General features: G+C 58.8%; 25 protein-coding genes. 10 read left to right on the top strand and 15 right to left on the bottom strand.

Annotated features, from left to right (window positions below; translation table 11 throughout):
• Positions 1 to 3: 3 nt before the first annotated feature.
• On the top strand, positions 4 to 1,227 hold the full coding sequence (locus CTT34_RS17825) for an MFS transporter (protein ID WP_159343601.1): 1,224 nt from the start codon (positions 4 to 6) through the stop codon (positions 1,225 to 1,227).
• Positions 1,228 to 1,298: 71 nt separating this feature from the next.
• On the opposite strand, the gene CTT34_RS17820 is transcribed toward CTT34_RS17825, so the two are convergent.
• The 3 genes from CTT34_RS17820 to CTT34_RS17810 form a co-directional block, all read right to left on the bottom strand.
• A complete protein-coding gene (locus CTT34_RS17820; protein ID WP_159343600.1) occupies positions 1,299 to 1,655 on the bottom strand; it encodes a hypothetical protein in 357 nt (118 codons plus the stop codon).
• Positions 1,655 to 1,927: an HU family DNA-binding protein gene (locus CTT34_RS17815; RefSeq protein ID WP_018918476.1), complete on the bottom strand. Its 273-nt coding sequence runs from the start codon at positions 1,925 to 1,927 to the stop codon at positions 1,655 to 1,657. Before CTT34_RS17815 ends, CTT34_RS17820 begins: the two co-directional genes overlap by 1 nt.
• A gap of 100 nt (positions 1,928 to 2,027) precedes the next feature.
• Positions 2,028 to 3,224: an NAD(P)/FAD-dependent oxidoreductase gene (locus tag CTT34_RS17810; RefSeq protein ID WP_159343599.1), complete on the bottom strand. Its 1,197-nt coding sequence runs from the start codon at positions 3,222 to 3,224 to the stop codon at positions 2,028 to 2,030.
• An 87-nt stretch (positions 3,225 to 3,311) separates the two neighbouring features.
• Between CTT34_RS17810 and CTT34_RS17805 the strand changes: the two genes are divergently transcribed.
• From CTT34_RS17805 to CTT34_RS17780, 6 genes are all read left to right on the top strand, one after another.
• The gene (locus CTT34_RS17805; RefSeq protein ID WP_254436426.1) at positions 3,312 to 3,884 is read left to right on the top strand and encodes a chorismate--pyruvate lyase family protein; all 573 of its coding nucleotides are present in this window, start codon (positions 3,312 to 3,314) and stop codon (positions 3,882 to 3,884) included.
• A gap of 38 nt (positions 3,885 to 3,922) precedes the next feature.
• Entirely contained in the window at positions 3,923 to 4,813 is an 891-nt protein-coding gene (ubiA, locus tag CTT34_RS17800) for a 4-hydroxybenzoate octaprenyltransferase (RefSeq protein ID WP_159343866.1), read from the top strand.
• Between the two features lie 111 nt (positions 4,814 to 4,924).
• Positions 4,925 to 5,614 carry a phosphate regulon transcriptional regulator PhoB gene (gene phoB / locus CTT34_RS17795; protein WP_159343598.1) on the top strand — a complete coding sequence of 230 codons (690 nt, stop codon included), beginning with the start codon at positions 4,925 to 4,927 and terminating at the stop codon, positions 5,612 to 5,614.
• Positions 5,615 to 5,616: 2 nt separating this feature from the next.
• Positions 5,617 to 6,909, top strand: coding sequence for a phosphate regulon sensor histidine kinase PhoR (gene phoR / locus CTT34_RS17790; protein ID WP_159343597.1), 1,293 nt, complete (start codon positions 5,617 to 5,619; stop codon positions 6,907 to 6,909).
• A gap of 353 nt (positions 6,910 to 7,262) precedes the next feature.
• Entirely contained in the window at positions 7,263 to 7,559 is a 297-nt protein-coding gene (locus tag CTT34_RS17785) for a hypothetical protein (protein WP_159343865.1), read from the top strand.
• A 565-nt stretch (positions 7,560 to 8,124) separates the two neighbouring features.
• Entirely contained in the window at positions 8,125 to 8,445 is a 321-nt protein-coding gene (locus CTT34_RS17780) for a hypothetical protein (protein ID WP_159343596.1), read from the top strand.
• A 73-nt stretch (positions 8,446 to 8,518) separates the two neighbouring features.
• Here CTT34_RS17780 and cysZ read toward each other — a convergent pair whose 3' ends face one another.
• The 6 genes from cysZ to CTT34_RS17750 form a co-directional block, all read right to left on the bottom strand.
• Positions 8,519 to 9,250: a sulfate transporter CysZ gene (gene cysZ / locus CTT34_RS17775; protein WP_159343595.1), complete on the bottom strand. Its 732-nt coding sequence runs from the start codon at positions 9,248 to 9,250 to the stop codon at positions 8,519 to 8,521.
• 68 nt (positions 9,251 to 9,318) lie between these two features.
• Positions 9,319 to 10,044, bottom strand: a complete 726-nt coding sequence (phoU, locus tag CTT34_RS17770) for a phosphate signaling complex protein PhoU (RefSeq protein ID WP_159343594.1) — start codon at positions 10,042 to 10,044, stop codon at positions 9,319 to 9,321.
• A 30-nt stretch (positions 10,045 to 10,074) separates the two neighbouring features.
• On the bottom strand, positions 10,075 to 10,887 hold the full coding sequence (gene pstB / locus CTT34_RS17765) for a phosphate ABC transporter ATP-binding protein PstB (RefSeq protein ID WP_159343593.1): 813 nt from the start codon (positions 10,885 to 10,887) through the stop codon (positions 10,075 to 10,077).
• Complete coding sequence (pstA, locus tag CTT34_RS17760) at positions 10,881 to 12,293, bottom strand: phosphate ABC transporter permease PstA (protein ID WP_159343592.1); 1,413 nt, start codon at positions 12,291 to 12,293, stop codon at positions 10,881 to 10,883. Before pstA ends, pstB begins: the two co-directional genes overlap by 7 nt.
• Positions 12,293 to 13,411: an ABC transporter permease subunit gene (locus CTT34_RS17755; protein ID WP_159343591.1), complete on the bottom strand. Its 1,119-nt coding sequence runs from the start codon at positions 13,409 to 13,411 to the stop codon at positions 12,293 to 12,295. Before CTT34_RS17755 ends, pstA begins: the two co-directional genes overlap by 1 nt.
• Positions 13,412 to 13,506: 95 nt before the next feature.
• Positions 13,507 to 14,469, bottom strand: coding sequence for a PstS family phosphate ABC transporter substrate-binding protein (locus CTT34_RS17750; protein ID WP_254436425.1), 963 nt, complete (start codon positions 14,467 to 14,469; stop codon positions 13,507 to 13,509).
• 116 nt (positions 14,470 to 14,585) lie between these two features.
• Between CTT34_RS17750 and CTT34_RS17745 the strand changes: the two genes are divergently transcribed.
• Positions 14,586 to 14,999, top strand: coding sequence for an acyl-CoA thioesterase (locus tag CTT34_RS17745; RefSeq protein WP_159343590.1), 414 nt, complete (start codon positions 14,586 to 14,588; stop codon positions 14,997 to 14,999).
• Positions 15,000 to 15,069: 70 nt separating this feature from the next.
• Here CTT34_RS17745 and CTT34_RS17740 read toward each other — a convergent pair whose 3' ends face one another.
• From CTT34_RS17740 to hexR, 3 genes are all read right to left on the bottom strand, one after another.
• A complete protein-coding gene (locus tag CTT34_RS17740) occupies positions 15,070 to 16,158 on the bottom strand; it encodes a TRAP transporter substrate-binding protein (protein WP_159343589.1) in 1,089 nt (362 codons plus the stop codon).
• 145 nt (positions 16,159 to 16,303) lie between these two features.
• Positions 16,304 to 18,502: a DNA helicase II gene (gene uvrD / locus CTT34_RS17735; protein ID WP_159343588.1), complete on the bottom strand. Its 2,199-nt coding sequence runs from the start codon at positions 18,500 to 18,502 to the stop codon at positions 16,304 to 16,306.
• Between the two features lie 91 nt (positions 18,503 to 18,593).
• Entirely contained in the window at positions 18,594 to 19,448 is an 855-nt protein-coding gene (gene hexR, locus CTT34_RS17730; protein ID WP_044629315.1) for a transcriptional regulator HexR, read from the bottom strand.
• 254 nt (positions 19,449 to 19,702) lie between these two features.
• Between hexR and CTT34_RS17725 the strand changes: the two genes are divergently transcribed.
• Positions 19,703 to 19,921: a PA3496 family putative envelope integrity protein gene (locus CTT34_RS17725; RefSeq protein WP_062374507.1), complete on the top strand. Its 219-nt coding sequence runs from the start codon at positions 19,703 to 19,705 to the stop codon at positions 19,919 to 19,921.
• Between the two features lie 48 nt (positions 19,922 to 19,969).
• Here the strand turns inward: CTT34_RS17725 and CTT34_RS17720 are convergent, their stop codons facing one another.
• A complete protein-coding gene (locus CTT34_RS17720) occupies positions 19,970 to 21,313 on the bottom strand; it encodes a sodium-dependent transporter (protein WP_159343587.1) in 1,344 nt (447 codons plus the stop codon).
• A gap of 155 nt (positions 21,314 to 21,468) precedes the next feature.
• Entirely contained in the window at positions 21,469 to 22,338 is an 870-nt protein-coding gene (locus CTT34_RS17715; protein ID WP_159343586.1) for a DUF72 domain-containing protein, read from the bottom strand.
• Positions 22,339 to 22,533: 195 nt separating this feature from the next.
• Between CTT34_RS17715 and hglS the strand changes: the two genes are divergently transcribed.
• Positions 22,534 to 23,904, top strand: coding sequence for a 2-oxoadipate dioxygenase/decarboxylase HglS (gene hglS, locus CTT34_RS17710; protein ID WP_159343585.1), 1,371 nt, complete (start codon positions 22,534 to 22,536; stop codon positions 23,902 to 23,904).
• Here the strand turns inward: hglS and CTT34_RS17705 are convergent.
• A complete protein-coding gene (locus tag CTT34_RS17705; protein ID WP_044629320.1) occupies positions 23,894 to 24,688 on the bottom strand; it encodes an IclR family transcriptional regulator domain-containing protein in 795 nt (264 codons plus the stop codon). The two genes, hglS and CTT34_RS17705, sit on opposite strands and share 11 nt — an antisense overlap.
• Between the last annotated feature and the right edge of the window lie 42 nt (positions 24,689 to 24,730).

The raw sequence follows: 24,730 nt of genomic DNA, 5'->3' as shown, positions 1-24,730 counted from the left end.
GCCATGAGCCCACGTGCCGCCTCGCTCCGTTCAACCCGTACGCTGTCGATGCTGAACTTCTCACTGGCGGACGTTCGCGATGGTCTGGGGCCCTTCTTAGGCATCTATTTAGTGGGTTTGGGTTGGGCGCCCGATGAAATCGGATTCGTGATGACCGTCGCCGGGCTCGCCAGCCTGTTAGCCACCACGCCTGCTGGGATGTTAGCAGATGCGACACGGTTCAAACGTTTACTGGTGGTGGTCTGCGCCTTGCTGGTGGCGGTCGTCAATCTAGTGCTACTGCTGTGGCCTCAAACGTGGTTGATCGCTTTTTCACAAATTGCCACTGGGGTTGCCGCAGCGGCCATTGGTCCTGCCATCCTCAGCCTGACACTTGGCTTGGTGGGGCAGTCTGGGCTTGCCCACCAGTTGGGCCAAAACCAAGCCTATAACCACGCCGGTAATGCCACCGCTGCCGTACTGGCGGCCTTGGCAGGCTATGTGTATGGGGTAGAGGCGGTGTTCTATCTCATGGCGCTGATGGCCATCGTAACGGTGCTGCTCGTATTGATGATTCGCCCTGAAGAAATTGATTACGACGAGGCCCGGGGCCTGGATAAAACCAGTCATCAAAGTGAAAGCATCGTGAATGTGTTTCGCCGCCACCCCATGCTGCTGGTGGTGGGCGCAACGCTACTGCTGTTTCACTTGGGTAACGCCGCCATGCTGCCCCTACTCGGCCAGCGCGTGGCAGCAAACGAGGTGATGAACCCTGCGGTTTACACGGCGGGTACGGTGGTGATTGCCCAGATGACGATGATTCCCATGGCGCTATTAGCGGCTTGGTACTCTCACAAGAATGGCTACTGGCTGCTGTTTTTAATTGCGCTGGTGGTGCTGCCGATTCGCGGTGTGATCGCCGCTACCGTGCCGGGGCTATGGACAGTGATTCCCGTACAGATGCTGGATGGCATCGGAGCGGGATTATTGGGCGTTGCCACACCAGGCATTGTGGCGCAGATACTGCGTGGCACCGGGCGGGTCAATATGGGGCTGGGTGCTGTCATGACCATTCAGGGCATAGGTGCAGCACTCAGCGCGAGTTACGCCGGAGTGATTGCCAACTGGCTAAGCTATGAGGCCGCCTTTTTAGCCCTAGCAGGCGTGGCTGCCTTGGCAGTAGTGGTGTGGTTACTGCTCTTTGACCGCTCGGTGTCGTCGTCGGCGTTTCACGGGGTCGCGCGTTAACGTCACAACGAAAAACCCCGCAGCATGACAGCGGCGGGGTTAGGGTGTTGCTTTAGGCTACGTGGGCGAGCCTACAAATACTTCAGCAGCTTTTGCAGCTTGTTCATATCGGAGGAGTCGCCGACGAGGCGGACGTCTCCCGCCACCATGCCGTCTAGGAACGCCTGCTGGGTAGGCTTCTTGAGAATGCGCAGCGCGGCGTCTTGGTCGCGAAAACGTAGCTCAAGGTCTAGATCGACGGGCAGCCCTTTTCCGGTACTGATGCCGTTTGGCGTCATCCGGTAGTAGCGGGCAATGCTCAGGTCTTCCGTGGCCACACCCCAGTCGAGGCCGCGCATGCGTTCAAGCTGCTCACGAAAGCGCGGCTTGCGGCGCAGGGCTCGCTTGAGCATAAAGCCCAGCAGCCACAGCGTCAGCGAAAGCTTCATTAGGAAACGGCGTCCTTGAGCGCTTTGCCTGGCTTGAATGCCACGTTCTTGCTGGCCGGAATCTGCAGCGGCGCGCCGGTTTGCGGGTTTTTGCCGGTACGAGCAGCACGCTCGCGAACGGTAAATGTGCCAAAACCGATCAGGGCAACATCTTCGCCTTTGGCGACGCTGTTGGTGATTTCGTCCAAAATGACGTTGAGCACTTGGCCCGCTTTGTCCTTGGACAGGTCAGCACTTTCAGCGATGGCGGCAGCGAGTTCAGGTTTGCGCATAAAGGAATCTCCCTTGTGAAAACAGACATCAATGTTGTTGGTAGCTCAGCTCACCCCAGCAGGCGGAGCTTCTTTAGCCTAGTCGCGAACGCGGCGAAAATCAGCCTAGCAGGGCGGGGGCCGCTCTGGAAAGCTCCACTTTCCTTCTCACGCAGCCGCCTGTCAACGCAAAACCAATCAAACGTCCGTCTTTATCTTCCGCCAGTGCCGTCAAGTCGTCGCCCTCGCCTTCGATTCGCCAGCGCTCGGGAGGCTGCACGGGTGGGTAGGCCACCACGGGCAGCAGTGGGGTTTTCACCACCACCGGCCAAGCGCCAAAACTGACCGAGGTGGGTGTGCCGGTCAGAGTCGCCGCCAGCGCTTTGATGCTGGCTTGCAGCGGTTGGACGTACATGGCATTCACACCGTCGATGCAGGCCGCATCGCCCAGGGCGTACACGTTAGGCGAGTGGGTGCGTAGCTGGCGGTCGACGTGGATGCCGGTGGCGCTCACGTTGAGGCCAGCGGCCTCTGCTAGCGCCGTGCGCGGCACCAGGCCGGTGGCGAACAGGACGAGGTCCACCGTGTGCCGCTCGCCGTTATCCAGTTGCAGCGCTAGGGCGTTGTCGGCATCTTGGGAAAGCGTGTCTAGGCTGCGCCCCAACGCGAGGCGAATGCCAGCGGTGTGAAACGCGTCGGCCAGCGCATGGCCCAGCGGTTCGGGTAGCAGTCGCGGCAGTGGGGCGCTCTCCGGCGCGATCACGGTGACTAGGTGCCCGCCCGCGTGCAGGTCGTTGGCAAATTCGCAGCCGACGAGCCCGGCTCCGATGATGGCCACTCGGCTTGGCTGGACGAGCGCTGCGTGCAGGCGTCGGTAGTCGTCCAAATCGTTGACGGTGAAGCAGCGCTCCGCCAGTGTGCTGGGCACGCTGAACGGCCTGCGGGGGGCCGCGCCGGTCGCGAGCACCACGTCATCGTAACGCAGCGTGTCGCCGCTGCTCAGCTGCAGCGTTTGGTTATCCACATCCAGATGCGTGACTTGGGTGTGGGTAATGACCTGGGCATCGAGCTCGTCGGCCAGCGCCGTCGCGTCACGCTGGGCGAGCTTGTCGGGGCTCAAGCGTTTGGCAAAGCCGGTGGAGAGCAGCGGCTTGCTGTAGTCATCACCGCTGTCAGCGCTGACCAGGGTGATAGTACGGGTATCTCCCTGGCGCCGTAGGGCGCGCGCTAGCCCCACGCCAGCCATACCGGTTCCCACGATCACCAGCGCAGCTGAGTGTTGAGATGGCGTGGAAGAGGTCGTGTGTGAGTTGGGCATACCGTCCCCAAACGTCGGTGGAACAAAAGCCAGTCAAGGCACCATGTTACACTAGCCCGCTCTGAATTGACTGCCCTGGAGGCTTTGGTGACCGCCCCCGAGTTATCCGCTTCTGCTTTTTCGCTCTTTCCTCAGTGGTTGCCGGTAGCCGCCGCTCAGCCAGCCATGAGCACGGCTTGGTGGCAGTGGGTCGCCTCCACCGATTCATTGACCGCTCGCCTGATGGCTGCCGGTGAGCCGGGCGCGTTTCGGGTGCGCTTGCTGCGCCAAACCATCGGCTTGCCCCAGCGCGATGAAGCCCTGGCGCTTGGCATCGCGCCGCGCCGTTACGCGTGGCTGCGCGAGGTGGCGCTGTGTATCGATGAAACGCCGTGGGTCGTGGCGCGTTCGGTGGCCCCGCTTCACCAGCTACAGGGCAAAGGGCTGGGCAAGTTGGGTGAGCGCTCGCTAGGCAGCTGGTTGTTTCAGCAGCCCGACTTGGTGCGCGGCCCGCTAGAAGCGACGGCGACGCGGCCGCGCTTTATCCGCTCGCAGCCAGGGCTGGCGGCCCAGAGTTTATGGGGGCGGCGCTCGGTCTTTGAGCACGGTGGGCTATCGCTACTCGTGCAAGAGTATTTTTTATCCACCATGGCAGATGCACTGGGCCTGCCGTCGCGCTAGGCTAACGCAGCGACTTTTTCGACGAGGTAAGCATGAGCATGGACCGTTCTCTGTTGCGCCCGACCGGTTGGGCCCGCTTGACCGATTTCTTACAGCTAATGCGTTTGGACCGACCCATCGGCACCTGGCTGTTGATGTGGCCAACGCTATGGGCGCTGTGGGTCGCCTCCGAGGGCGTGCCGGGCCGTGATGTGCTACTGATCTTCATCGCCGGGGTGTACGTGATGCGCGCCGCAGGCTGCGTGGTGAACGACTACGCCGACCGCCACTTCGATGGCCATGTAAAGCGTACCAAGCAGAGGCCTTTAGCAACGGGGCGGATTAGCGAAACCGAAGCGCAGCTGCTATTTGTGGCGCTGGTGGCCGTCGCCTTTGTGTTAGTGCTGTTGACCAACGGGTTCACCGTGCTGCTTTCGCTTGGGGGTGTGCTGCTGGCCTCCATTTATCCGTTCATGAAGCGTTACACCCATTTTCCCCAGGTGGTGCTCGGGGCGGCGTTCTCCTGGGCGATCCCGATGGCGTTTGGTGCCGTACTGGGTGAGGTGCCGTTAGACGCGTGGATACTGTTCAGTGCCAACGTGCTCTGGACGGTCGCGTATGACACCCAGTACGCCATGGTGGATCGCGACGATGACTTACAGATCGGAATTAAATCCACGGCGGTGCTGTTTGGCAGTGCCGACCGTTTCATCATTGGCCTGCTGCAGTTGGCGACGCTGGCTCTGCTTACCTGGGTAGGTATACGGGTTGGGTTAGGCGGTTTCTTCTGGCTGGGTTTGGCAGGCATGGCCGCAACGTTTGCCCATCAGCAGCGGTTAATTTTTCACTGTGACCGCGACCGCTGCTTCCAGGCGTTTCTGAACAATCACTGGTCCGGGCTTTTGGTTTTTGCTGGCATCGCGCTTAGCGGGTGGCCGGTGACTGGCTAATTATGCTGGGTGTCATAGAATTGTCATTAAGTCATGGTGTTATCGTCACAGACATGTCATTGAACTGTTTTCGCATAGATGAGCTTTCTTAGAACACCGTGAGGCCCTGGAATGACCGCCAAGACCGTACTGATCGTCGATGATGAGGCGCCCATTCGCGAGATGATCGCTGTGGCGCTGGAAATGGCTGACTATCGCGTGCTTGAAGCGGACAACGCCCAGGATGCTCATGCGATGGTGGTCGATCACCAGCCCGACCTGCTGCTGCTGGACTGGATGATGCCGGGCACCAGCGGCATCGAGTTGGCCCGTCGTCTCAAGCGTGAAGAGGCCACGGCCGAGTTGCCGATCATCATGCTGACCGCCAAGGGCGAAGAGGATAATAAGATTCAGGGTCTGGAAGCGGGCGCGGATGACTACATCACCAAGCCGTTTTCGCCCCGTGAATTGGTGGCGCGTCTGAAAGCCGTGCTGCGCCGAGCGACCCCGCGTGGTGTGGAAGACCCCATCGAAATCAATGGCCTGCTGTTAGATCCGGTGAGCCATCGTGTGAGTGCGTACGGCAAGGCCCTGGAGATGGGCCCTACCGAGTACCGCTTACTGCAGTTTTTCATGACCCACCAAGAGCGTGCCTATACCCGTAGCCAGTTACTTGATCAGGTGTGGGGCGGCAACGTATACGTCGAAGAGCGCACGGTGGACGTGCATATTCGCCGGTTGCGCAAAGCGCTGGGTGAAGCGCACCAGAATCTGATTCAAACAGTGCGGGGCACTGGGTATCGTTTCTCTGCTCGGGTGTAATCGTGCGCCTGTGGAGCCGTGAACTGTGGCGAATCATCTGGCTGGCTTTCCTAGGGATGTGCCTGGGATGGCTGCTGGGCTACCCGGGGTTCGGGCTGGCGGCAGGTCTGACGCTCTGTTTGGTCTATCAACTCCGTCAGCTTAGAGCCCTGTTCAAATGGCTTACGCTGAACCCCCACGATGAGCCACCTGCGGCCACTGGCATGTGGGGCGAACTCTTCGACCGCCTTTATCGTTACCAAAAAAGCCAGCGCATAACGCAAAGCCGCCTGCGAGCCACCCTCGCGCGTATTCAAGAGTCCTCTGAGGCGATGCGTGATAGCGTCGTGATGCTGGATCGCCACGGAGATTTAGAGTGGTGGAACAGTGCCGCCACCGATATGCTCGGCCTGCAAACGGCCCATGACCGCGGCCAGCACATTACCAACTTGCTGCGCGACCCGCGTTTTATCAGCTACTTCAATGCCCGTGAATATAGCGAGCCACTGACCCTCACCTCGCCCATCGACGAGCGACGCATTTTACAGTATCAAATCACGCTCTATGGTGATGACGAGCGCTTGGTCATGGCCCGGGACATTACGCGCCTGCATCGCCTGGAACAGATGCGCCGCGACTTCGTGGCCAACGTGTCTCACGAGCTGCGCACACCACTAACCGTCCTTTCGGGCTACCTGGAAACGTACGGCGATTTGAAAGAGCTATTGCCGCCTCGTTTGGGCAAAGGCATCGGTCAGATGGAAGAGCAGACCAAGCGCATGCAGAACTTGGTCAACGACCTGCTACTACTCTCTCGGCTCGAAATCGACCGAGGGGGAGAAGATCACCAGCCGCTTGCCGTAGGGCCGATGCTAGAGAGTATTCGCCGCGATGCGCTGGCGCTGTCTCACCAGCAACACAGCGTGCAGGTCGTGCTCGATTGCGAAGCGCGCCTAGTCGGCAGCGAGCAGGAGCTGCGCAGTGCGATCTCCAACTTGGCGTTCAACGCGGTGCGCTACACGCCAGCGGGAAGCCAGATCACCCTCCGCTGGGCGGCGCTGCCCAATGGCAGTGCCTGCATCGAAGTGGACGACGACGGTGAAGGGATCGATCCTGTCCATATTCCTCGCCTCACCGAGCGCTTCTACCGTGTCGATAAGGGGCGCAGTACGGCCACCGGCGGCACTGGGCTAGGCCTTGCCATTGTGAAACACGTTCTACTACGCCACGACGCGCAGCTCCAAGTGGAGTCATTGCCCGGTGAGGGAGCGCTGTTCCGCTGCGTGTTCCCGGCTACGCGGGTAGTCCACGACTAACGCGTCGATCGGGCCACCTGCGCCTCTCTCCTCACCTACGCGTTACTGCCCTCTCTCTGGTTTGCATAATCTATGTATAAGTGTGCCATATTGGCATGTAAGCATGGTCAAACAACGCGCATGTGCCATATGTAGCCACCGTATTCGCTTTCGATTCCATGCTAAGCCTACTTTTGGCACGGTGCTATTTTTCATAAGCATTTGTATTTTAATATATTTTTTTTGATGCGCGGATTTTTGGCATATCGGCTGCAACGTTATGAGTAAGGAAGATTACCGCAGGAACTGGTAAGACACGAAGTCACTCTTCCTTTTAAAGCGGTATTTCACAGCGATCGAGGAGGCGGAATATGATGTCCAAGGAACTACTCAAGAAAGCTGGTATTTTAGGTGTAACGTTTGGTTTGGTAGCGAGCCCACTGGCTTTTGCCCAAGAGCCTGCCGACCCGGCCGATAACATCTCTCCAGATGAGCAACCGGTTGAATCTCAATCCAGCGGCTCGGCCATGTCATCTGATCATGACAACCAGGATTTAACCCATGACGAGGGCGATCATGCCAGCGACATGGAGCCGAATTCCATGAGCGACGACTCGGATGCGACGTATGACAGCACCGAGGAGCTGCCGAAAGAAAATAGCGGCATGTAACTCGTAACATTTATTTGCAAAGCTGTAAAAAACTCTTACGCTTAAGGTTGAGCATTTAAGAGGCAAGGATGTCTCACAGCAAGGATGCTCGAAGATTCAAGGAATGAATCATACAACGATCAATACACTGGTTAGGGTGAACTCCAAGGTTGGAATCCCGCAAAAGGACAGGAAGCCAGACGTCGGTATCGTTCACAAGTAAGAGTGATCAAGACCCCGCCCTGCGGGGTCTAATTTTTTGTGCCTACGACATACGCGAAGTGCTCTACGAGGCACGTCAGCATGAAAGGACTGTGGAGGCGTTCTGGGAAAGTGAGTCATTTTGCGTCACTTGGAAAGCGCATGTGTCATTGTTACACAATATTTTTGAGGTATTTTTGACGTTGCAGCATTATATTGCGCGCTATTTAAATTTAATAAATATATGTTTTTATTGGGTTTTTTATTTTTTTTGGAAAAGTGGCATCCTGAATGCAATAGCTAGGTGTAAAGTTAGCCATTAGTCGTAGACGCTCATTGGTTCTCGCCTACGCCGATTGGCTCCATGTTAAAGGAGTACGTATCAATGTTATTCAACGAGTTAGCGAAAAAGACGGCTGTTCTAGGCGTTGCGTTCGGTTTGGTTGCAAGCCCAATGGCCTTTGCCCACACGTCCATTGAATTGAATAAAGACCGCTCTGCAGGTCACGACATCATCGAGCCAAGCTCGCACAATACGTCGGGCCCTGCCCAGTACTCCACTAGCGACCTGACCCATGACGAAGGCGACACGCTGGATTACTCCACGTCTAGCAGCGCCAACGATTCAACCGACACAGCGACCAGCAAAACGGGCTATGACGCCAATGAGCTGAACCGCGACGAAGGTGACGGTATCCGTTGGTAAGCTCAGCGCTATATCCCTAAAAAACCCCGCCTAGGCGGGGTTTTTTGTGGCGATGCCTCTACCTGTCGCGTCGTTAAGGGGTAGCCACATCGTGCGTGCCGCGGTAATGACCATCCCACATGAGCACCGCCCCTGCGACGGCGCCGGGAATCAAGAACAGATTGGCCAGGGGAATCCAGGTGACCAGCATGATCAGCCCACCGTAGGTGAGGCTGGGCCACCAGCGTCGTGAGAGACGGTTGCGCATATCGCGAAACGTGACCTTGTTGTTATCCATCGGATAATCAAGGTAAGTGATGGCCATCACCCAGGCAGAAAACAGGGCCCACAAGATCGGTGCCAACAGATTGAGGCCGGGTATCCAGCTTAGAATGAACAGTGCCGCCATGCGCGGCAGAATATAGCCGAGCTTGACCAGTTCGCGACCCAGCGCGTCGACGGCCGTTTTAGCCAGTCCGCGATCATCCAGCGGTTCTCGCCCGGTGGCTTGTCGCTCGACTTTTGCGGCAAGAAAGCCGTAAAACGGTGCGGCAATCAGGTGAGTCACGAGGGTGAAGGTGAAAAAGATCACCACCAGCAGACTAACGAAGAAGAGCGGCCAGATCAGCCAGGAGAGCCACTCCAACCAACCGGGTACCATGGTCATGGCGCTATCCAACCAGCCTGAAAAGCGCTGAAAGACAACGCTGAGCATACTGGCGTAGACGATGAGATTGACCAGGATCGGTAGGAAAATATAGCGCCGCAGCCCTTTTTGGTACACCAAGCGCGTGCCTTGGCTCAACGCCGTGATGGCATCCACCATGCTTACTCCTTTAAAAAAACGCCCAGATGAATCATCTGGGCGTATTGCAGGAGGAATGGCCTGCTAGGTCAAGACTTTTTCAGTACCTTCTGATCTAGGGTGTCGGGGTCGCTGTGGCGAATATCCAAGCCTTTCACCAGGTAGACCACGTACTCCGCCAAGTTGTTGGCGTGGTCGCCGACGCGCTCCAGTGCCCGCAGTACCCACATGATGCTGAGCACCGAGCTGATCGAGCGCGAGTCTTCCATCATGAACGTCATTAGAGAGCGCATGGCGCTGCCATACTCGTCGTCCACGGACTCGTCTTCCCGCACGACCTGCATGGCCAGCTCGGTGTCGAAGCGGGCAAAGGCCGTCAGCGCATCGCGCAGCATCTTCCGCACGTGTTCGCTGATATGGCGCACTTCCACCAAACCGCGAATACCGCTGCTGCTTTCACTCAGCAGCAGCGCGTTACGGGCGATTTTGCTGGCTTCGTCACCGATCCGCTCGAGATCCGAGGTGGCGCGAATGACGGCAAGTACCAAGCGCAGGTCAGAGGCGGCCGGCTGGCGACGTGCCAGGACACGGGTACACTCGTCATCGATCTGAAGCTGCAGGTCGTTGACCTGGCGGTCGTTGTCACGCACTTTTTCGGCCAGGCGGCTGTCGCCTTCCAGCAGAGCGTGAACGGCGTCTTGTACCTGTTTTTCCACCAGACCGCCCATGGCCATCAGGTGGGTTTTCAGCTCTTCCAGCTCCTGGTTGAACTGGCGAGAGATATGCTGGCTGTGGGTATCGCTCGTAATATCCATTGAGCACTCCTGACGTAACGTCGGTTGGGCCTAGGTCATGCGGCCGGTGATGTAGTTTTCGGTGCGTTGTAAACGCGGGTTGGTGAACACTTGATCCGTTGGCCCGTATTCAACGAGTTCACCTTGCTGCAAAAAAGCCGTGTAGTCGGATACCCGTGCGGCTTGCTGCATATTGTGGGTAACCAGTACCAGCGTGAGCTGGGATTTCAGGTTACGAATCAACTCTTCGATTTTCAGCGTCGAGATCGGATCCAGCGCCGAGGCGGGCTCGTCCAGCAGCAGCACGTCGGGTTGGACGGCGAGCGTTCGGGCAATCACCAAACGCTGCTGCTGTCCGCCGGATAACTGCCACGCCGAGCGGTGCAGGCGGTCTTTCACCTCATCCCACAAGGCGGCAGACGTTAGCGCCCACTCGATAATGTCATCCCGTTTGCGCTTGGGCATGCGCCCTTGTAAACGCAGCCCGAAGGCGACGTTTTCATAAATGGACATCGGGAACGGATTGGGCGTTTGAAACACCATGCCCACGCGGCGGCGCAGTTCGGTGACGTTCATCTGTGGGGCGTGAATGTCCTGGCCCTCCAGCTGAATCTGGCCTTGATGCGTCACCGACTCGTTGAGATCGTGCAGCCGATTGATGGCACGCAGCAGGGTCGACTTGCCACAGCCCGACGGGCCGATGAAGGCGGTGACCCGATGGCGAGGCACATCGAGCGTTAGGTCGCGCAACGCCGTTTTCCCCGCATACGCGAGGTGAAACTGGTTGATGCTCAAACAGCAGGTTTCGGCAGTAAAGCGAGTCACCGGTGTTTGAGTCGGGTGGGCGGACGATAACGCTAGCATTCGTTCCCTCGTTGACGCCTTAGATAATGACGCAGAAATATGGCAGTTAAGTTAAGCACTAGCACGATCAGCACGAGCAGCAGGGCGGTGGCAAACACCAGTGGGATGGCGGCTTGAACGTCTTCGCCGTGAAACGCGGTATCAAATAAATGATAGCCGAGGTGCATGAATTTGCGCTCTAGGTGCAAATAGGGAAATTCGTCATCGACGGGCATTTGTGGGGCCAGTTTCGCCACGCCGACCAGCATCAGCGGCGCCACTTCTCCGGCGGCCCGGGCCACGGCCAAGATGACCCCGGTGAGCATCGCTGGAGTCGCCATGGGCAGTACCACGCGGGTCAGCATTTCTAAGCGGGTCGCGCCTAGCGCCACCGCGCCCTCTCGCTGAGCGTCAGGAATGCGCGCCAGTCCCTCTTCGGTGGCGACGATGACGACGGGCAGCGTCAGCAGCGCCAGGGTCAACGATGCCCAGAGCAGACCGCCCGTGCCAAACGTGGGCGACGGCAGCGCATCCTCGAAAAACCAGCTATCGATGGAGCCCCCGATACCGTAAACGAAGACCCCCAAGCCAAATACCCCATATACGATCGACGGCACGCCAGCAAGGTTGCGTACGCCGATACGGACCAAGCGGGTAAGGCGGTTTTGATGCGCGATCTCGTTGAGATAAATGGCGGCCAGTACGCCGAACGGTGTCACGATCACCGACATCAGAATCACCATCATGACCGTGCCGAAGATGGCCGGCCAGACGCCGCCGCCGGTATTGGCCGCACGCGGACCCTCGCTGAGGAATTGCCAGATACGTCCGCTCCAGGCGGCGACTTTTTGATGCCAGGACATGGCGTTGGGCGCTTGGAAGCGCATGACGCCCGCCAACGGTTGGGTCACGCGATGGCCATCGGCAGCGGTGAGCCGTAGCTGGGCGACGGGGCGCTGGCTCTCGGGAAGCGCCATGGCCTGGGCGACAAATGCCCAAGCGGCATCTCCCTCTAAACGCTGGCCATCGCTCTCGACGGTTTCCAGGCGGCCAATGAAGTCGCCCCAGGGGGCCCGTTCTAGGCGGATGAGGTCGTTGGGTACGGCGACGGTGGCGATGTCGTTCAAGGCCACCCAGCGCCAGCTATTACCGTCGATATCGCGGTTGCCGGTAAAGTAGAGCCGCTCTGTGCCCGTCGCATTGGGCAGTGGGGCCTCCCGCACCGCCTGGCCGATCACCGTCTCACCGGAGCGTAGAGTGACTTCTTCCAGCGTGGCGGGCCAAAAGTGGCCAAGGCCACGGGCGGCCAGCAGCGTCAGCAGGGTCGCCAACATCAACAGCGATAATGCAACGCTGGCCGCGCATAGCCATGGCCATAGCAGGCTGCCCATGGCCGTGAGGCGGGGCGGACGTGGGAGCCAACGCATTAGCGGTTACCCCCTAGTCGTTGATAGCGCTGACGCAGCCGCTGGCGAACCACCTCGGCGAGCGTGTTGACTAAAAAGGTGAACAAAAACAGCGCTAGAGCAGCAAAAATCAGCAGGTGGTAGGTCATACCACCGGGGGAGGCTTCCGGCAGCTCGATGGCAATCGACGCCGATAGGGAGCGAAGCCCCTCAAAGGGGCTAGCGCTAAAGAGCGCCGTATTACCGCTGGCCATCAAAACGATCATGGTTTCGCCTACGGCGCGCCCGGCACCAATCATGACCGCCGAGAAGACCCCAGGCCCGGCCGTAGGAAGGGCTACCTTCCAGAGCGCCTGCCAGCGGCTGGCGCCGAGCGCTTGGGCACCCTCCATCAAGTTGGCGGGCACATCGGCGAGGGCATCCTCTGCCAGCGAGTAGATGCTGGGAATCACCGCAAACCCCATGGCGATCCCCACGATCAGCGCGTTGCGGGTGGCGTAGTCCAAGCCGTACTGCTGGTCGAGCATGCGGCGCAGGTCGCCGCCAAACCATGCGTGCTCCAAGAGCGGGGCTAGCCATAGTGCGAGTGTGATCATGATGGCGAGCCACGGCATTAGCCACACGCCCGCCCAAGAGAGCGGCAGCCACTGGCGCACCTTGGCGCTGGCAACATACCAGAGCATACCGGCCAAGCCCGCGCTTAGCGGCAGCCACACCAGCACCAGTAGGGTGCTGGCCAAGTGTTGCTCCACCCAGGGGGCTAACAGTAGTCCGGCAATGAAACCTACTACCACGCCGGGAATGGCTTCCATTAGCTCCAGCATGGGTTTGATACGGCCACGCAGCCGAGCCGACATGAACAGCGCCGAGTACATGGCGGCACCTAGCGCGATGGGCGTGGCGAACAGCATGGCGGCAAGTGCCGCTTTGAGTGTGCCCCAGGCCAGGGGCGATAAGGTATTGAGCGATAAGGCGTCGCCAAACGTCAGCAGTGGCAGCGTTTCCCACACGAGGAAAACACCAATGGCAAGAATGGCCAACAGAACGCCGATGCCACCGGCGGTAATCAATCCGGTAGCGATACGGTCGTGAATGAGGCGCAGCGGCTGACGCGAAAGAGGTAGCCGTGGGGGAGTCATGTCGACATCATAAAGAAACGAGTGCCGTGGCAAAAAGTACGTACATGGCCGAAGCGTCCCACCCTACGGTATGTTTATGACAGTTAAGTGACAGCTCAGGGAGCCAGTAGCGGCGGCTGGCGCTGAGCTTGGGGCAACGGCACGAATCCCGCCGCTTGAACGATTTGCTGACCCTCCTCTGAGAAGATCAGTTCAATGAACGCCTGCTCGGCCGGTGGCAGCGTGTCGCCGGGCGGAAGGTTAACGTATAGGTAGAGATCTCTCGATAGCGGATAGGTATCGTCCTGAATCGTCGCGACGCTTGGACGGATGGCGTGGCCCGTGTCGTCGATCAACGGTAGCGCGCGGACCATGGGGTTCAGGTGGTTATAGCCGGCATAGCCCATGGCGTTGGGTGACTCGCCCACGGCGGCAATCACCGCCGAAGAGCCGGGGTGTTCGCTGATATCGCGGCGAAATTGGCCATTGCACAGGGCGCGGTTTTGAAACAGCCCGTGCGTGCCGGAGGCCAGGTTGCGACCATGCAGCGCAATCTTGCCGTAGGGCCACTGGTCGCTGGGCAGCAGTTGTTCCCAGCGCCGGATGGGGCGCAGCCCACCGCAATCTAACGAGGTGGAGAAAATCGCGTCGGCCTGCTCGCGCGTGAGCGATGCCAGCGGATTATGGCGATGCACCACCAGCAGCAGCGCATCTCGGGCCACCTTCAACTCTCGGGGCGGGTATCCATATCGCTCGATGAATTGCTGGCGTTCGGTGTCGGACATGGGGCGCGACATAGGGCCAAAGCGTGTCGTCCCCGCGACCAACGCGGTGGGCGCGCTGGCGGAGCCGCCTGCTTGAAACTGCAGGTTAATGTCGGGATAGCGGTGATCGAGCGCTTCCCCCCAGCGGAGCATCAGTCCGGCCATGGTATCGGAGCCAACGGCGCCCAAGGTGCCACTGACCGACGTTGGCTGCCCCACGGCAACCGTGCAGCAAAGCAGCCAGGCGATCGCCACCAAGAGGCGATAACACCGCTGAATCCGCCCACAATGGCGCGTCAAACGATTGCCCTTCAAACGTTACCCCTCTTATGATTAACTATCCCCAACCTGTTGCGATGCAGCAACGCTACGCTCCTCCGTGCCACCGACCGACCTTCACCACAACAATAACCTTACAAAGCGACCACCTTATGACACCGCTGGACACCGACTTGGACGACGTACCGGCCCCTAAAGGGCAGCTCACTTTAAAGTTACTGGCTTCTCGGCAAGATACCAATCTCTACGGCGATATTCCTGGCGGCTGGTTGGTCAATCATATGGATCAGGCGGCGGAGCTGGCAGCCGGGCGTGAAGCGGGTGGCCGCACCGCGACGGTCGCCATCGAAGCCATGGACTTTTTGAGCCCGGTGCGAGTAGGGTCCATGGTAAGCGTCTATACCCAAGTGCAGGAGATTGGCCACAGCTCGATCAAAATCGATGTCGAGGTGTGGGTACGCCCGCCCCATGGCCGCCACATCGAGGAGCGCCAGAAAGTCACCGAAGCGCGTTTTGTCATGGTGGCGCTGGATGACAATGGCCGTATCCGCGCCGTGCATGGCTAGTACGCCCTCGCCTTAGCCATTCACAGCAGCAAAAAGGGCGCCGAGGCGCCCTTTGACGTTGGCCGGTAGGTTAGGCGCCGACGTTGTCGCGGCTCTTCAGGTAAGCGTACTCACCCGCGTCGCTAAACGGGCGCACCACTTTCTGGAAGGCCGAGTAGGATTCGTAAACGCGGCGAGACTCTTCATCGCTCTCTACCTGACGCTGAATCGCCTGCTTGGAGGACTCGTACAGCGCGGCCATAACGTCTTCCGGGAACGTGCGTAGCTGCACGCCGTGCTCTTCCACCAGTGTTTCCAGGGCCTGGGCGTTGCGGTAGGCAAACTCGCTGATCATTGCGAGGTTAGAGGCGCGCGCCGCTTCACGGATCACGTCCTGCAGATCTTCCGGCAGCGCGTTCCACGCATCCAGGTTGATGGTGCCTTCGAGGACGGCAGAGGGCTCGTTCCACACCGACGTGTAGTAGTAGTCCGCCACTTGGTGCAGGCCAAAGGCCAGGTCGTTGTAGGGGCCCACCCAGTCCGCCGCGTCAAGCGCACCGGTTTGCAGCGAGGTGAAGATCTCAGAACCGGCCATGTTCACGGTGCTCACACCGATGCCGTTCATGGCTTCCCCGGCAAGCCCCGGCAGGCGCAGCTTCAAGCCCTGCATGTCTTCGAGGGAGTTGATCTCTTTTTTGAACCAGCCCGCCATCTGGGTGCCGGTGTTGCCTACGGCAAATGGCTTAAGATTGTGGTTGGCGTAGATCTCGTCCCACAGCTCCTGGCCACCGCCGTGGTACAGCCACGCGTTCATTTCGGTGGTGGTCATGCCAAACGGCACGGCGGTAAAGAACTGGGACGCAGCCACTTTGCCGCGCCAGTAGTAAGACGCGGAGTGACCCATTTCAGCCGTGCCAGCGGCAACGGCATCAAAGACTTCCAGTGCCGGTACCAGCTCACCCGCACCGTGTACACGAATGCGCATACGGCCGTTGGAGAGTTGCTCCACACGACGCGCAAAGTCGTTGGCGCCGGTCCCGAGGGCGGGGAAATTCTTCGGCCAGGAGGTGACCATGTCCCAGGTGTAGGTTTCGTTAGCGCTAGCGGTAGAAACGAAAGGGGCAGCAGCGACACCGGCGGCACCCAGGCCGGCGGTTTTCAAAAATTGGCGGCGTTGCATGGCGGGCATGACTCCGAAATTATAGGCTGTTTTTTTATAAGCGCAGTGAGCGCAGTGTCCGCCCGCCAGTATGCGCTAAGCCGCTTTTATAGGGCAAGTCTCTGTCTTGCCTTGCCCTTTTTTTGGGTTGATCGGGGTGGTCGGTTCAACGCGGCGTTAGTTTGGCAAACCCCAGTACGAGCCACTTCACGCCCTCGCCATCGAAGCTGACTTGTACCCGCGCCCGGGCGCCTTCGCCTTCGGCATTGAGGATGATGCCTTCGCCAAACACCGGATGCTCGACGCGCTGGCCGACATGCAGCGCGGGGAGCTCGCCGTCGCTCTCGATACTGGTTTGGGCGAAGCTTTGCCGCGAGGCGGTCACCGGGCGAGACACATGGCCCCGTAGGCGGACCTCCTCCAGCAGGTGGGGTGGCAGTTCACGCAAGAAGCGCGACGGACGCGGAAATACCTCTTTACCGTGCAGGCGGCGGGTTTCCGCGTGGGTGAGGTAGAGCTTCTGCATGGCGCGGGTAACGCCCACGTAGCAAAGCCTGCGCTCCTCCTCAAGCCGCCCAGGCTCCTCCACCGACATCTTATGCGGGAACAGCCCCTCCTCCACACCGGCGATGAACACCACCGGAAACTCAAGCCCTTTCGCCGAGTGCAGCGTCATCAGCTGCACGCTGTCTTCGAACTCTTCGGCTTCGTGGTCGCCTGCGTTGAGGGCAGCTTCTGATAAAAATGCTTCCAGCGCCGCCATGCCTTCGCCCGCTTCCGGGGTTTCAAAGGCGTCGCCATGGGTGAAGGCGCGGGCGGCGGTGACCAGCTCTTCCAAGTTTTCGACCCGCGCCTGGCCCTTCTCGCCACGCTCGCTTTTGTGGTGCTCGATTAACCCGGTGTGCGCGGTGACATGGTCGATGATCTCATGCAGCGGCAGCCCTGCGGCGTCGTTATCGAGCTGCTCGATTAGGTTGGCGAAGGCCTGCACGGCGTTGCCCGCCCGGCCTCTTAAGGTGCCATCCTGAATCGCGTCGTGGAGCGCCTGCCAGAGCGAAACGCCCTGTTCTCGTGCGCGGTGGCGAACAATTTCCACCGTGCGGGTGCCGATGCCTCGGGTGGGCACGTTGATGACGCGTTCCAGGGAGGCGTCGTCGTCCCGGTTGAGCAGCAGGCGAAGGTAGGCCAGGGCGTTTTTGATCTCCAGCCGCTCATAAAAGCGGTGGCCTCCGTAAATGCGGTAGGGCATGCCTTGGCGAATCAACGTCTCTTCCAGCAGTCGCGACTGAGCGTTGGAGCGGTACAGGATGGCGACATCACGGCGATTGAAGCCTTCCTCCACTTTCTCTTTGATGGTGTCGACGATATAGCGGGCTTCTTCCAGGTCGTTAAACCCGGCGTATACCGAGATCGGTTCGCCCTCGATACCGTCGGTCCAGAGGTTTTTGCCCAGCCGCTCGGTGTTGTGGCTAATCAACGCGTTGGCGGCATCCAGAATGGCGCTGGTCGAGCGGTAGTTCTGCTCCAGGCGCACCGTCTGGGTATGGGGAAACTCCTCTTCAAAGCGGCGGATGTTTTCCACTTTGGCGCCCCGCCAGCCGTAAATCGACTGGTCATCATCGCCGACCGCCGTCATCGGCGTTTGTTGGCCGGTGAGCAGTTTCAGCCACGCGTACTGCAGGGTGTTGGTGTCTTGGAACTCGTCTACCAGCACATGCCCAAAACGCTCGCGGTAGTGGTTCAGCAGCGGCGGGTTATCGCGCAGAAGTTCCAGGCTGCGCAGGAGTAGCTCGCCAAAATCCACCAGCCCGCCGCGCTCACAGGTGAACTGATAGCGCTCGTACAGCTCGACCATTTGGGCGAGGTACGCATCGCCATTCACGTTCACCTGATGAGGGCGCAGCCCTTCCTCTTTGCAGCCAGATATAAACCCCTGTACCTGGCGGGGCGGGAAGCGCTCATCGTCAATCGAGTAATCTTTGAGCAGCCGTTTGATCAGCCGGAGCTGGTCGTCGGAGTCAATGATTTGGAAGTGTTGCGGCAGGCGGGCATCTTGCCAGTGGGTACGCAGCAGCCGGTGGGCAATGGAGTGGAAGGTGCCGACCCACACGTGGCGCATGGAAATACCCAGCAGCGCTTCTAAGCGCGTTCGCATTTCCCGCGCTGCTTTGTTGGTAAACGTGACTGCCAGCAGCGCGTAAGGAGAGAGCCCCTCGGCCTGCATCAGCCAGGCAATGCGGTGAACCAGCACGCGGGTTTTACCGGAGCCAGCCCCCGCCAGTACCAGTAGATTGCCCTGGGGGGCGCTCACTGCCTCCCGCTGAGCGGGGTTGAGCTGATCAAGTATCGCCGTGACGTCGTCCATATAAGCCGCTGCCGGTTCGGAAAATGGGCGGTTAGTTTAGCACAGTCCGCCCACTGGCTGGGTATACAGTGTACGTCGCGCTGATCCGCCGTTAGTGGTCGTCTGGGTAACGCAGCGTGGTCAGGCTCTTTTTCACCGCTTTGAGCTGCTCGGCGAGTTTGGGGCCACGGGTTTTCGCGACACCGACGGCCAGTACGTCGATCAGCACTAGGTGCGCGATGCGTGAGCTGAGCGGCGTGTAAATCTCGGTATCTTCATGCACATCGATAAACAGCGGTAGGCTCACTTCATGGGCTAGCGGCGACTCGCTGGGGCACAGGCCAATCACCGTAGCCCCCGCTTCGCGGGCCAAGCGCACGCTGGCCACCAGCGCCTTGGTTCGCCCGGTTTGTGAAATCGCCACCACCACATCGCCCTCTTGCAGCGTCACCGCCGACATATTCTGCATGTGGGGGTCGGCGTAGGCGGAGGTCGAGATCTGCAGGCGGAAGAACTTGTGCTGGGCATCAAAGGCCACGGCACCAGAGGCACCAAAGCCGTAAAACTCCACCCGGTTGGCCATGGCCAGCGCATTCACGGCCCGCCCCAAGGCTTCATTGTCGAGCCGATCGCGTACCGACAGTAGTGTGCCGACGGTGGAGTCAAAAATGCTGTGAGAGAACTCCGCCACCGAGTCGCTATCGTTCATCGAGAACTGGGCGAACTGACTACCGCTGGCCAGCATCTGGGCGAGCTGGAGCTTGAAGTCCTGGAAACCGTTGCAGCCAAGGGCACGGCAGAAGCGCACCACGGTGGGCTCGCTCACCTTCGCCTCGGTGGCAAGGTCCACGATCCGCATATGGATCACTTCATCGGGGTTACGCAGCACGAACCGCGCTACCTTTTGTTCGGAGCGACGGAAATGCTCCATGCGGCGTCTCATTTCATCGAACAGGGCGCGGCTCACGTTCAGCTCCTTAAATTCTCGATCGTGCTTATGCAGCCTAGGTGGCCACAGTATGCCTGAGTGACGCGAATAGGGCAGCGGGATTCACTGATGATCACTGCCGTTTAAAGGGCGTTAACCCATTTCTTCAAGATTCGTCATCATTTTGTCAAGTAGGTTATAGTAAGAAGTGACGTGCCGCACTGCATCATTTAAAAATCAGTCGTCACGGATGCAGGTGGACGTAGGCAACTTCACCTGGAGGAGCGTCGATCATGAGAAACGTCGAACGAATGACCTCGGTAAAAAGCGAATTGCTCGACATATTCATGAGTATGGAGGTCGATGAGCATGCCCAACGTCGGCGCAGCGCCGCCCAGCGTAGCCTAAGGGCACGCAGAGGCATTGAGCTGCATCGGGAGTTTCAGAAATTGTCGCGGGATATCGCTCCCTTGCCGGACGATGACGAACCGCAAGAGAGCGAATTGCACTAACAACAGCGTGCGATAGACAGCCCCGCCAGCTAGCGGGGCCGTGACGGCTTAGAGTAAGCCTGTGACGAAGACAGCAATGACGCCTGCGGGCGCTACATAGCGCGCGATGATGTTCCATACGCTGACGCCCGTGGCTGATAGCCCAAGCTCAGCCTCGACACTCTTGCGCTCTAAGCACCACGCAGCGAAGAGAATCGCACCCAGGCCGGTGAGCGGCAGCATGATTTTGCTGGTCAGCGTATCCAGCAGGTCGAACACGCCCATACCGAGCATGAGCGGCTCGCTCCACACGTTGAAGGAGAGCAGAGCGGCAATACCCAGTGCCCAAGCACCCACCCCGGCAACAATGGTCGCCATCACGCGAGACAGCGGCGTGCGCTCTTCAATAAACTCAACCACGGGCTCAAGCAGCGAAATGGCCGAGGTCAGCGCTGCGAAAGTGAGTAGCAGGAAGAACATCAAACCCAGCAGAGAGCCACCGTCCATGTTGCCAAATGCCAATGGCAGCGTGACGAAAATCAGCCCAGGTCCCGAGGCGAGGTCCAGGTTGTTCGCAAACACGATGGGGAAGATTGCAAGCCCCGCTCCGAGTGCAATTACCGTATCCATGATGATGACGGTACGGGCAGTTTGAAGCAGGTTGATCTCTTTGCCCAGGTAAGAGCCGTACGCCATCATAATCCCCATGCCCAGCGAGAGCGTGAAGAACGCATGCCCTAATGCGGCCAGCACCGTCTCTGCGCTTAGCTTGCTCCAATCCGGATTGAACATGTATACCAGCGCCTGGCCGAAATGGCCGGTCGACATGCCATAACCGATCAGCACGACCAGCAGAAGCGCTAGCACCGGCATCAAGATGCGCACAGCGCCTTCAAGCCCCTTTGTGACACCCTGAGCCACAATGCCAATGACCAACAGCATGAAAGCCGAGTGACCGAGCAACAGCAGTCCAGGATTGCTGAGCATGCCGTTAAACAGCGCGCCGATGCCGTCAGCATCTTGACCGCTGAAGGTGCCGGTGACGGAGTTCAGGGTGTAGTAGAGCGACCAGCCGCCAATCACGCTATAGAACGACAGAATTAAAAACGCCCCAATGATGCCGCTGATGCCTACCACAGCCCACATACTGGATTTATTGGCTTGGCGTGCCAGCTCGGACATCGTGCTTGCGGGGTTCTTCTGACCGCGCCGCCCGATAAGCCACTCAGAGACAAGAATGGGCAAGCCAATGAGCCCAATACAAAGCAGATAAACAAATACGAAAGCAGCCCCGCCGCTTTCGCCCACCATGTAAGGGAACTTCCAAATATTCCCTAAGCCAACCGCTGAACCCGCTGCGGCCAGCACAAAGGTCATACGCGATGACCACTGTGCATGTGCAAGTTTTGCCATAAATCACCTGTGTTACGTTCAATTGTAATGAGTCGTTATCGGCGTGCTGCGCCGATTTTCGGAAATAGAGAAATTGCCAGCGTACTTTTCCGAAAGAACGCGCAATTTATCCGATCATGCTAGGGCTTGCCAGTCAGCCCGCCTAAAAAGACGGCCTAAAATAGCTGGCTCTGCTTCTCGTTGGCGAAGGCTTCAAGCGCAGGCAGTGCCATCTGCTGTTGAAGAAGGCCGTAGAGCGCGCGCGCCATCTCGGGCGACTCGCGGTTATCTGCTGTATGCACAAATAAGAAAGGGGTTTTCCCCTGACTTATCCACAGCTTTAGGCGCTCTATCCACGGCGCGAAGTAGCGAGTATTGATGGTTTTGTCAATATGGCCGATGAAGCGAATAATCGGTTGCTCTGCCGTGGAGAGCACGTGTAACGGGAGTTTCGGTTTTTCCTGCTGAGCGTGAGCAAGACCCGGATGGCCGTTGGCAGGGGTCGAGAACACAGGCCGCACATCCAGCATTACGCGGTTGGCCCCATAAGTTATCAACAATCGGTTGAGGGCTTTCTCCTCCTCACCCTTGTGGAAAAAAACAGGATGGCGCACCTCAACAGCGCAGGGTAGCTGCGTTGGCCAGTGGGCGAGCAAGGCTTCGAGTTTAGGCAGCTCTGAGGGGCCGAAATCACGCGGCAGTTGGACCATGGTCGGGCCAAGCCGGTCATGGAGCGGCGTCAGTGCCTCTATGAACTCCCAAGCAGAGGCTAAACTGCCGAGCCGCTGGTCGTGCGTCACGCTGGCGGGCAGTTTAAAGCAAAAGCGAAAATGGGCGGGTGCTTGGCGCGCCCAGGCAGCGATGGTATCGGGCTTGGGGGCGCCGCTGTAAAACGTCGTATTGCCCTCCACGCTGGAAAACACCGCGGCGTAATCACTGAGCAAGTCGGTTTTGGCTTGGCGCGGGTAGAGGCTGCCCTGCCAATCCTGGTTGGCCCACATGGGCAAGCCCAGATAGAGCGGTAGCGGCGAGCGTGAGGCAGTCATCTAAACGGTGGCCTTTGTCGAAGCGTAGAATTGTCGAAACAGAAAGGCTTAGTGTAACCGTAACACCATGGGCTGTGGCGGGGGCTCAAGGCGTGTTAATGAAGATAACGGCCAAATTTATGCAATTTTCCCCGTCGCTGCAGCGCTACTATGGTAATCGTCATAACCCCCACAAGATGACCAACAGGACGCCCCATGGATGCTGCTTATGTAAGCGCCGACGATATTCGCGATCAGTTTTCCAAAGCGATGTCGGCGATGTATCAACAGGAAGTGCCGCAATACGGCACGCTGCTCTCGCTGGTGGAGAGCGTGAATCGTGATGTATTGGCCCAAAATGCCACCTTAGCCCACACACTCGAAGCATCGGACGAGCTAGCGCGCCTTAGCGTTGAGCGGCATGGAGCGATCCGCGTTGGTTTGCCTGAAGAGCTATCACTGCTACGGCGTATGTTTGCAGTGATGGGCATGCACCCCGTGGGGTATTACGACTTGGCCGCCGCCGGTGTACCGGTTCACTCCACGGCGTTTCGCCCGGTGGATGATGACGCCTTGAAGCGCAATCCCTTCCGCGTATTTACTTCCTTGTTACGTCTTGAGCTCATCGAGAACCCACAGCTGCGTGAGCAGGCGCGGGACATTCTCTCTCGCCGTGAGATCGTCACGCCCGCGGCCCAGGCGCTGATCGCCCGCTGTGAAGCGCAAGGTGGCCTAAACGCGGCCGATGCCAGGGCGTTTGTTCAGGCCGCGCTGGATACTTTCCGCTGGCACCACGATGCCACCGTTGACCGCGCCACCTATGACCGCTTACACCAAGAGCATCGGCTTATTGCCGACGTGGTGAGCTTTCGTGGCCCGCATATCAACCATTTAACCCCGCGCACTTTGGATATTGATGCAGTACAGCAGCAGATGCCGAACGTTGGCATCGACCCCAAGGCGGTGATCGAAGGCCCGCCCCGTCGCCGCTGCCCGATTCTACTGCGCCAAACCAGTTTCAAAGCGCTGGAAGAGACCATTACCTTTGCCGACAGCGTGGCGGGGCATCACACCGCCCGCTTCGGTGAAATCGAGCAGCGCGGCGTTGCCCTCACCCAGAAAGGGCGAGCGCTATACGACCAGCTGCTGGCCCAGTCGCAGCAATTGCCTCCCGCCAAAGATAACAGCGCTCATCAGGCGCAGCTGGCGGAAGTGTTCCAAGCATTCCCTGACGACGACGCAACCCTGCGCCGCGAAGAGCTGGCGTTTTTTCACTACGACGCCGTGCCGGGTGCCCATGTGTCACTTCCCGAGCAGGTCGATGCGGAAGCCCTGGAAGCGCTCATTGAGCAGGGCGCGCTGACCTGCCAGCCCATGATCTATGAGGACTTCCTGCCGGTTAGCGCGGCGGGCATCTTCCAATCGAACCTGGGCGGCGAGCAGCGCGACGAATACGCCAGCCAAGCCAACCAAGCTCAGTTCGAGCGTGACCTGGGTGCCTCCGTGATTGATGAAATTGCGCTGTATGAACAGCGCCAGCAGGCATCACTGGATGAGGCGTTGTCGGTATTGGGGGCTACGCACTAATCGTAGTGCGAATGAGGCGCGCCGTTTCCTGCAACAGCGGCAAATACTCTTTGAGCAAGGTGTCCATATCGACGCGAGCGGCATTAGTGCTGATATTAATAGCGCCAAGCAGTTTACCGTTTGCGTCGAAAGCAGGTACGGCCAACGAGCGAAGCCCAGAGTCTAGCTCTTGGTCGGAGATGGCATAGCCTTGCTGGCGCACTTGGTTAATGCATGTTTTTAGGCTAGATACATCGGTAATGGTTTTGTCGGTGTATCGCTGTAGTGAGATACGTCCTAAATAATCGTCTAGCGAGGTTTCGGGCAACTGAGCCAATAAGACGCGTCCCATCGACGTATGCGCGGCTGGTAAGCGTGTTCCTACGGAGAGCGTGATTGCCATTAAGCGGTGGTGCGCTGCTGAACGAGCAACGTAAATTACGTCATCACCATCCAGCACTCCCAACGAGGAGGATTCACCGCATTTGAGCGTAATTTCCTCTAAATACTGTTGGATAGCACTACGGTAATTATTGGACGATAAATACGAATAACCTAGCTGGAGTACGCGTGGTGCTAATTCAAAGTAGCGCTGCTGTTTACGAACATAGCCAAGGGCATGCAGTGTCAGTAGAAAACGCCGGGCCTTGGCACGGTTCATGCTCGTGCGGGCAGCCACTTCACTCAGCGTCATACGTGGATGGCTATCATCAAAAGCCATGATGACTTCTAAACCACTTGCCAGGGCAGTCACAAAGTCGCGGTCGTCGGGCTTGAGCGCCTCTTCCTGGGGGAAGTCGTCCATTCTTGTCTACTCATCGTATTATTACATGGTCAGCCGTTAAGG

The sequence above is a fragment of the Halomonas meridiana genome, assembly GCF_009846525.1.
GTDB lineage: Bacteria > Pseudomonadota > Gammaproteobacteria > Pseudomonadales > Halomonadaceae > Vreelandella.
This window is presented reverse-complemented; position numbering and strand designations above follow the sequence as displayed.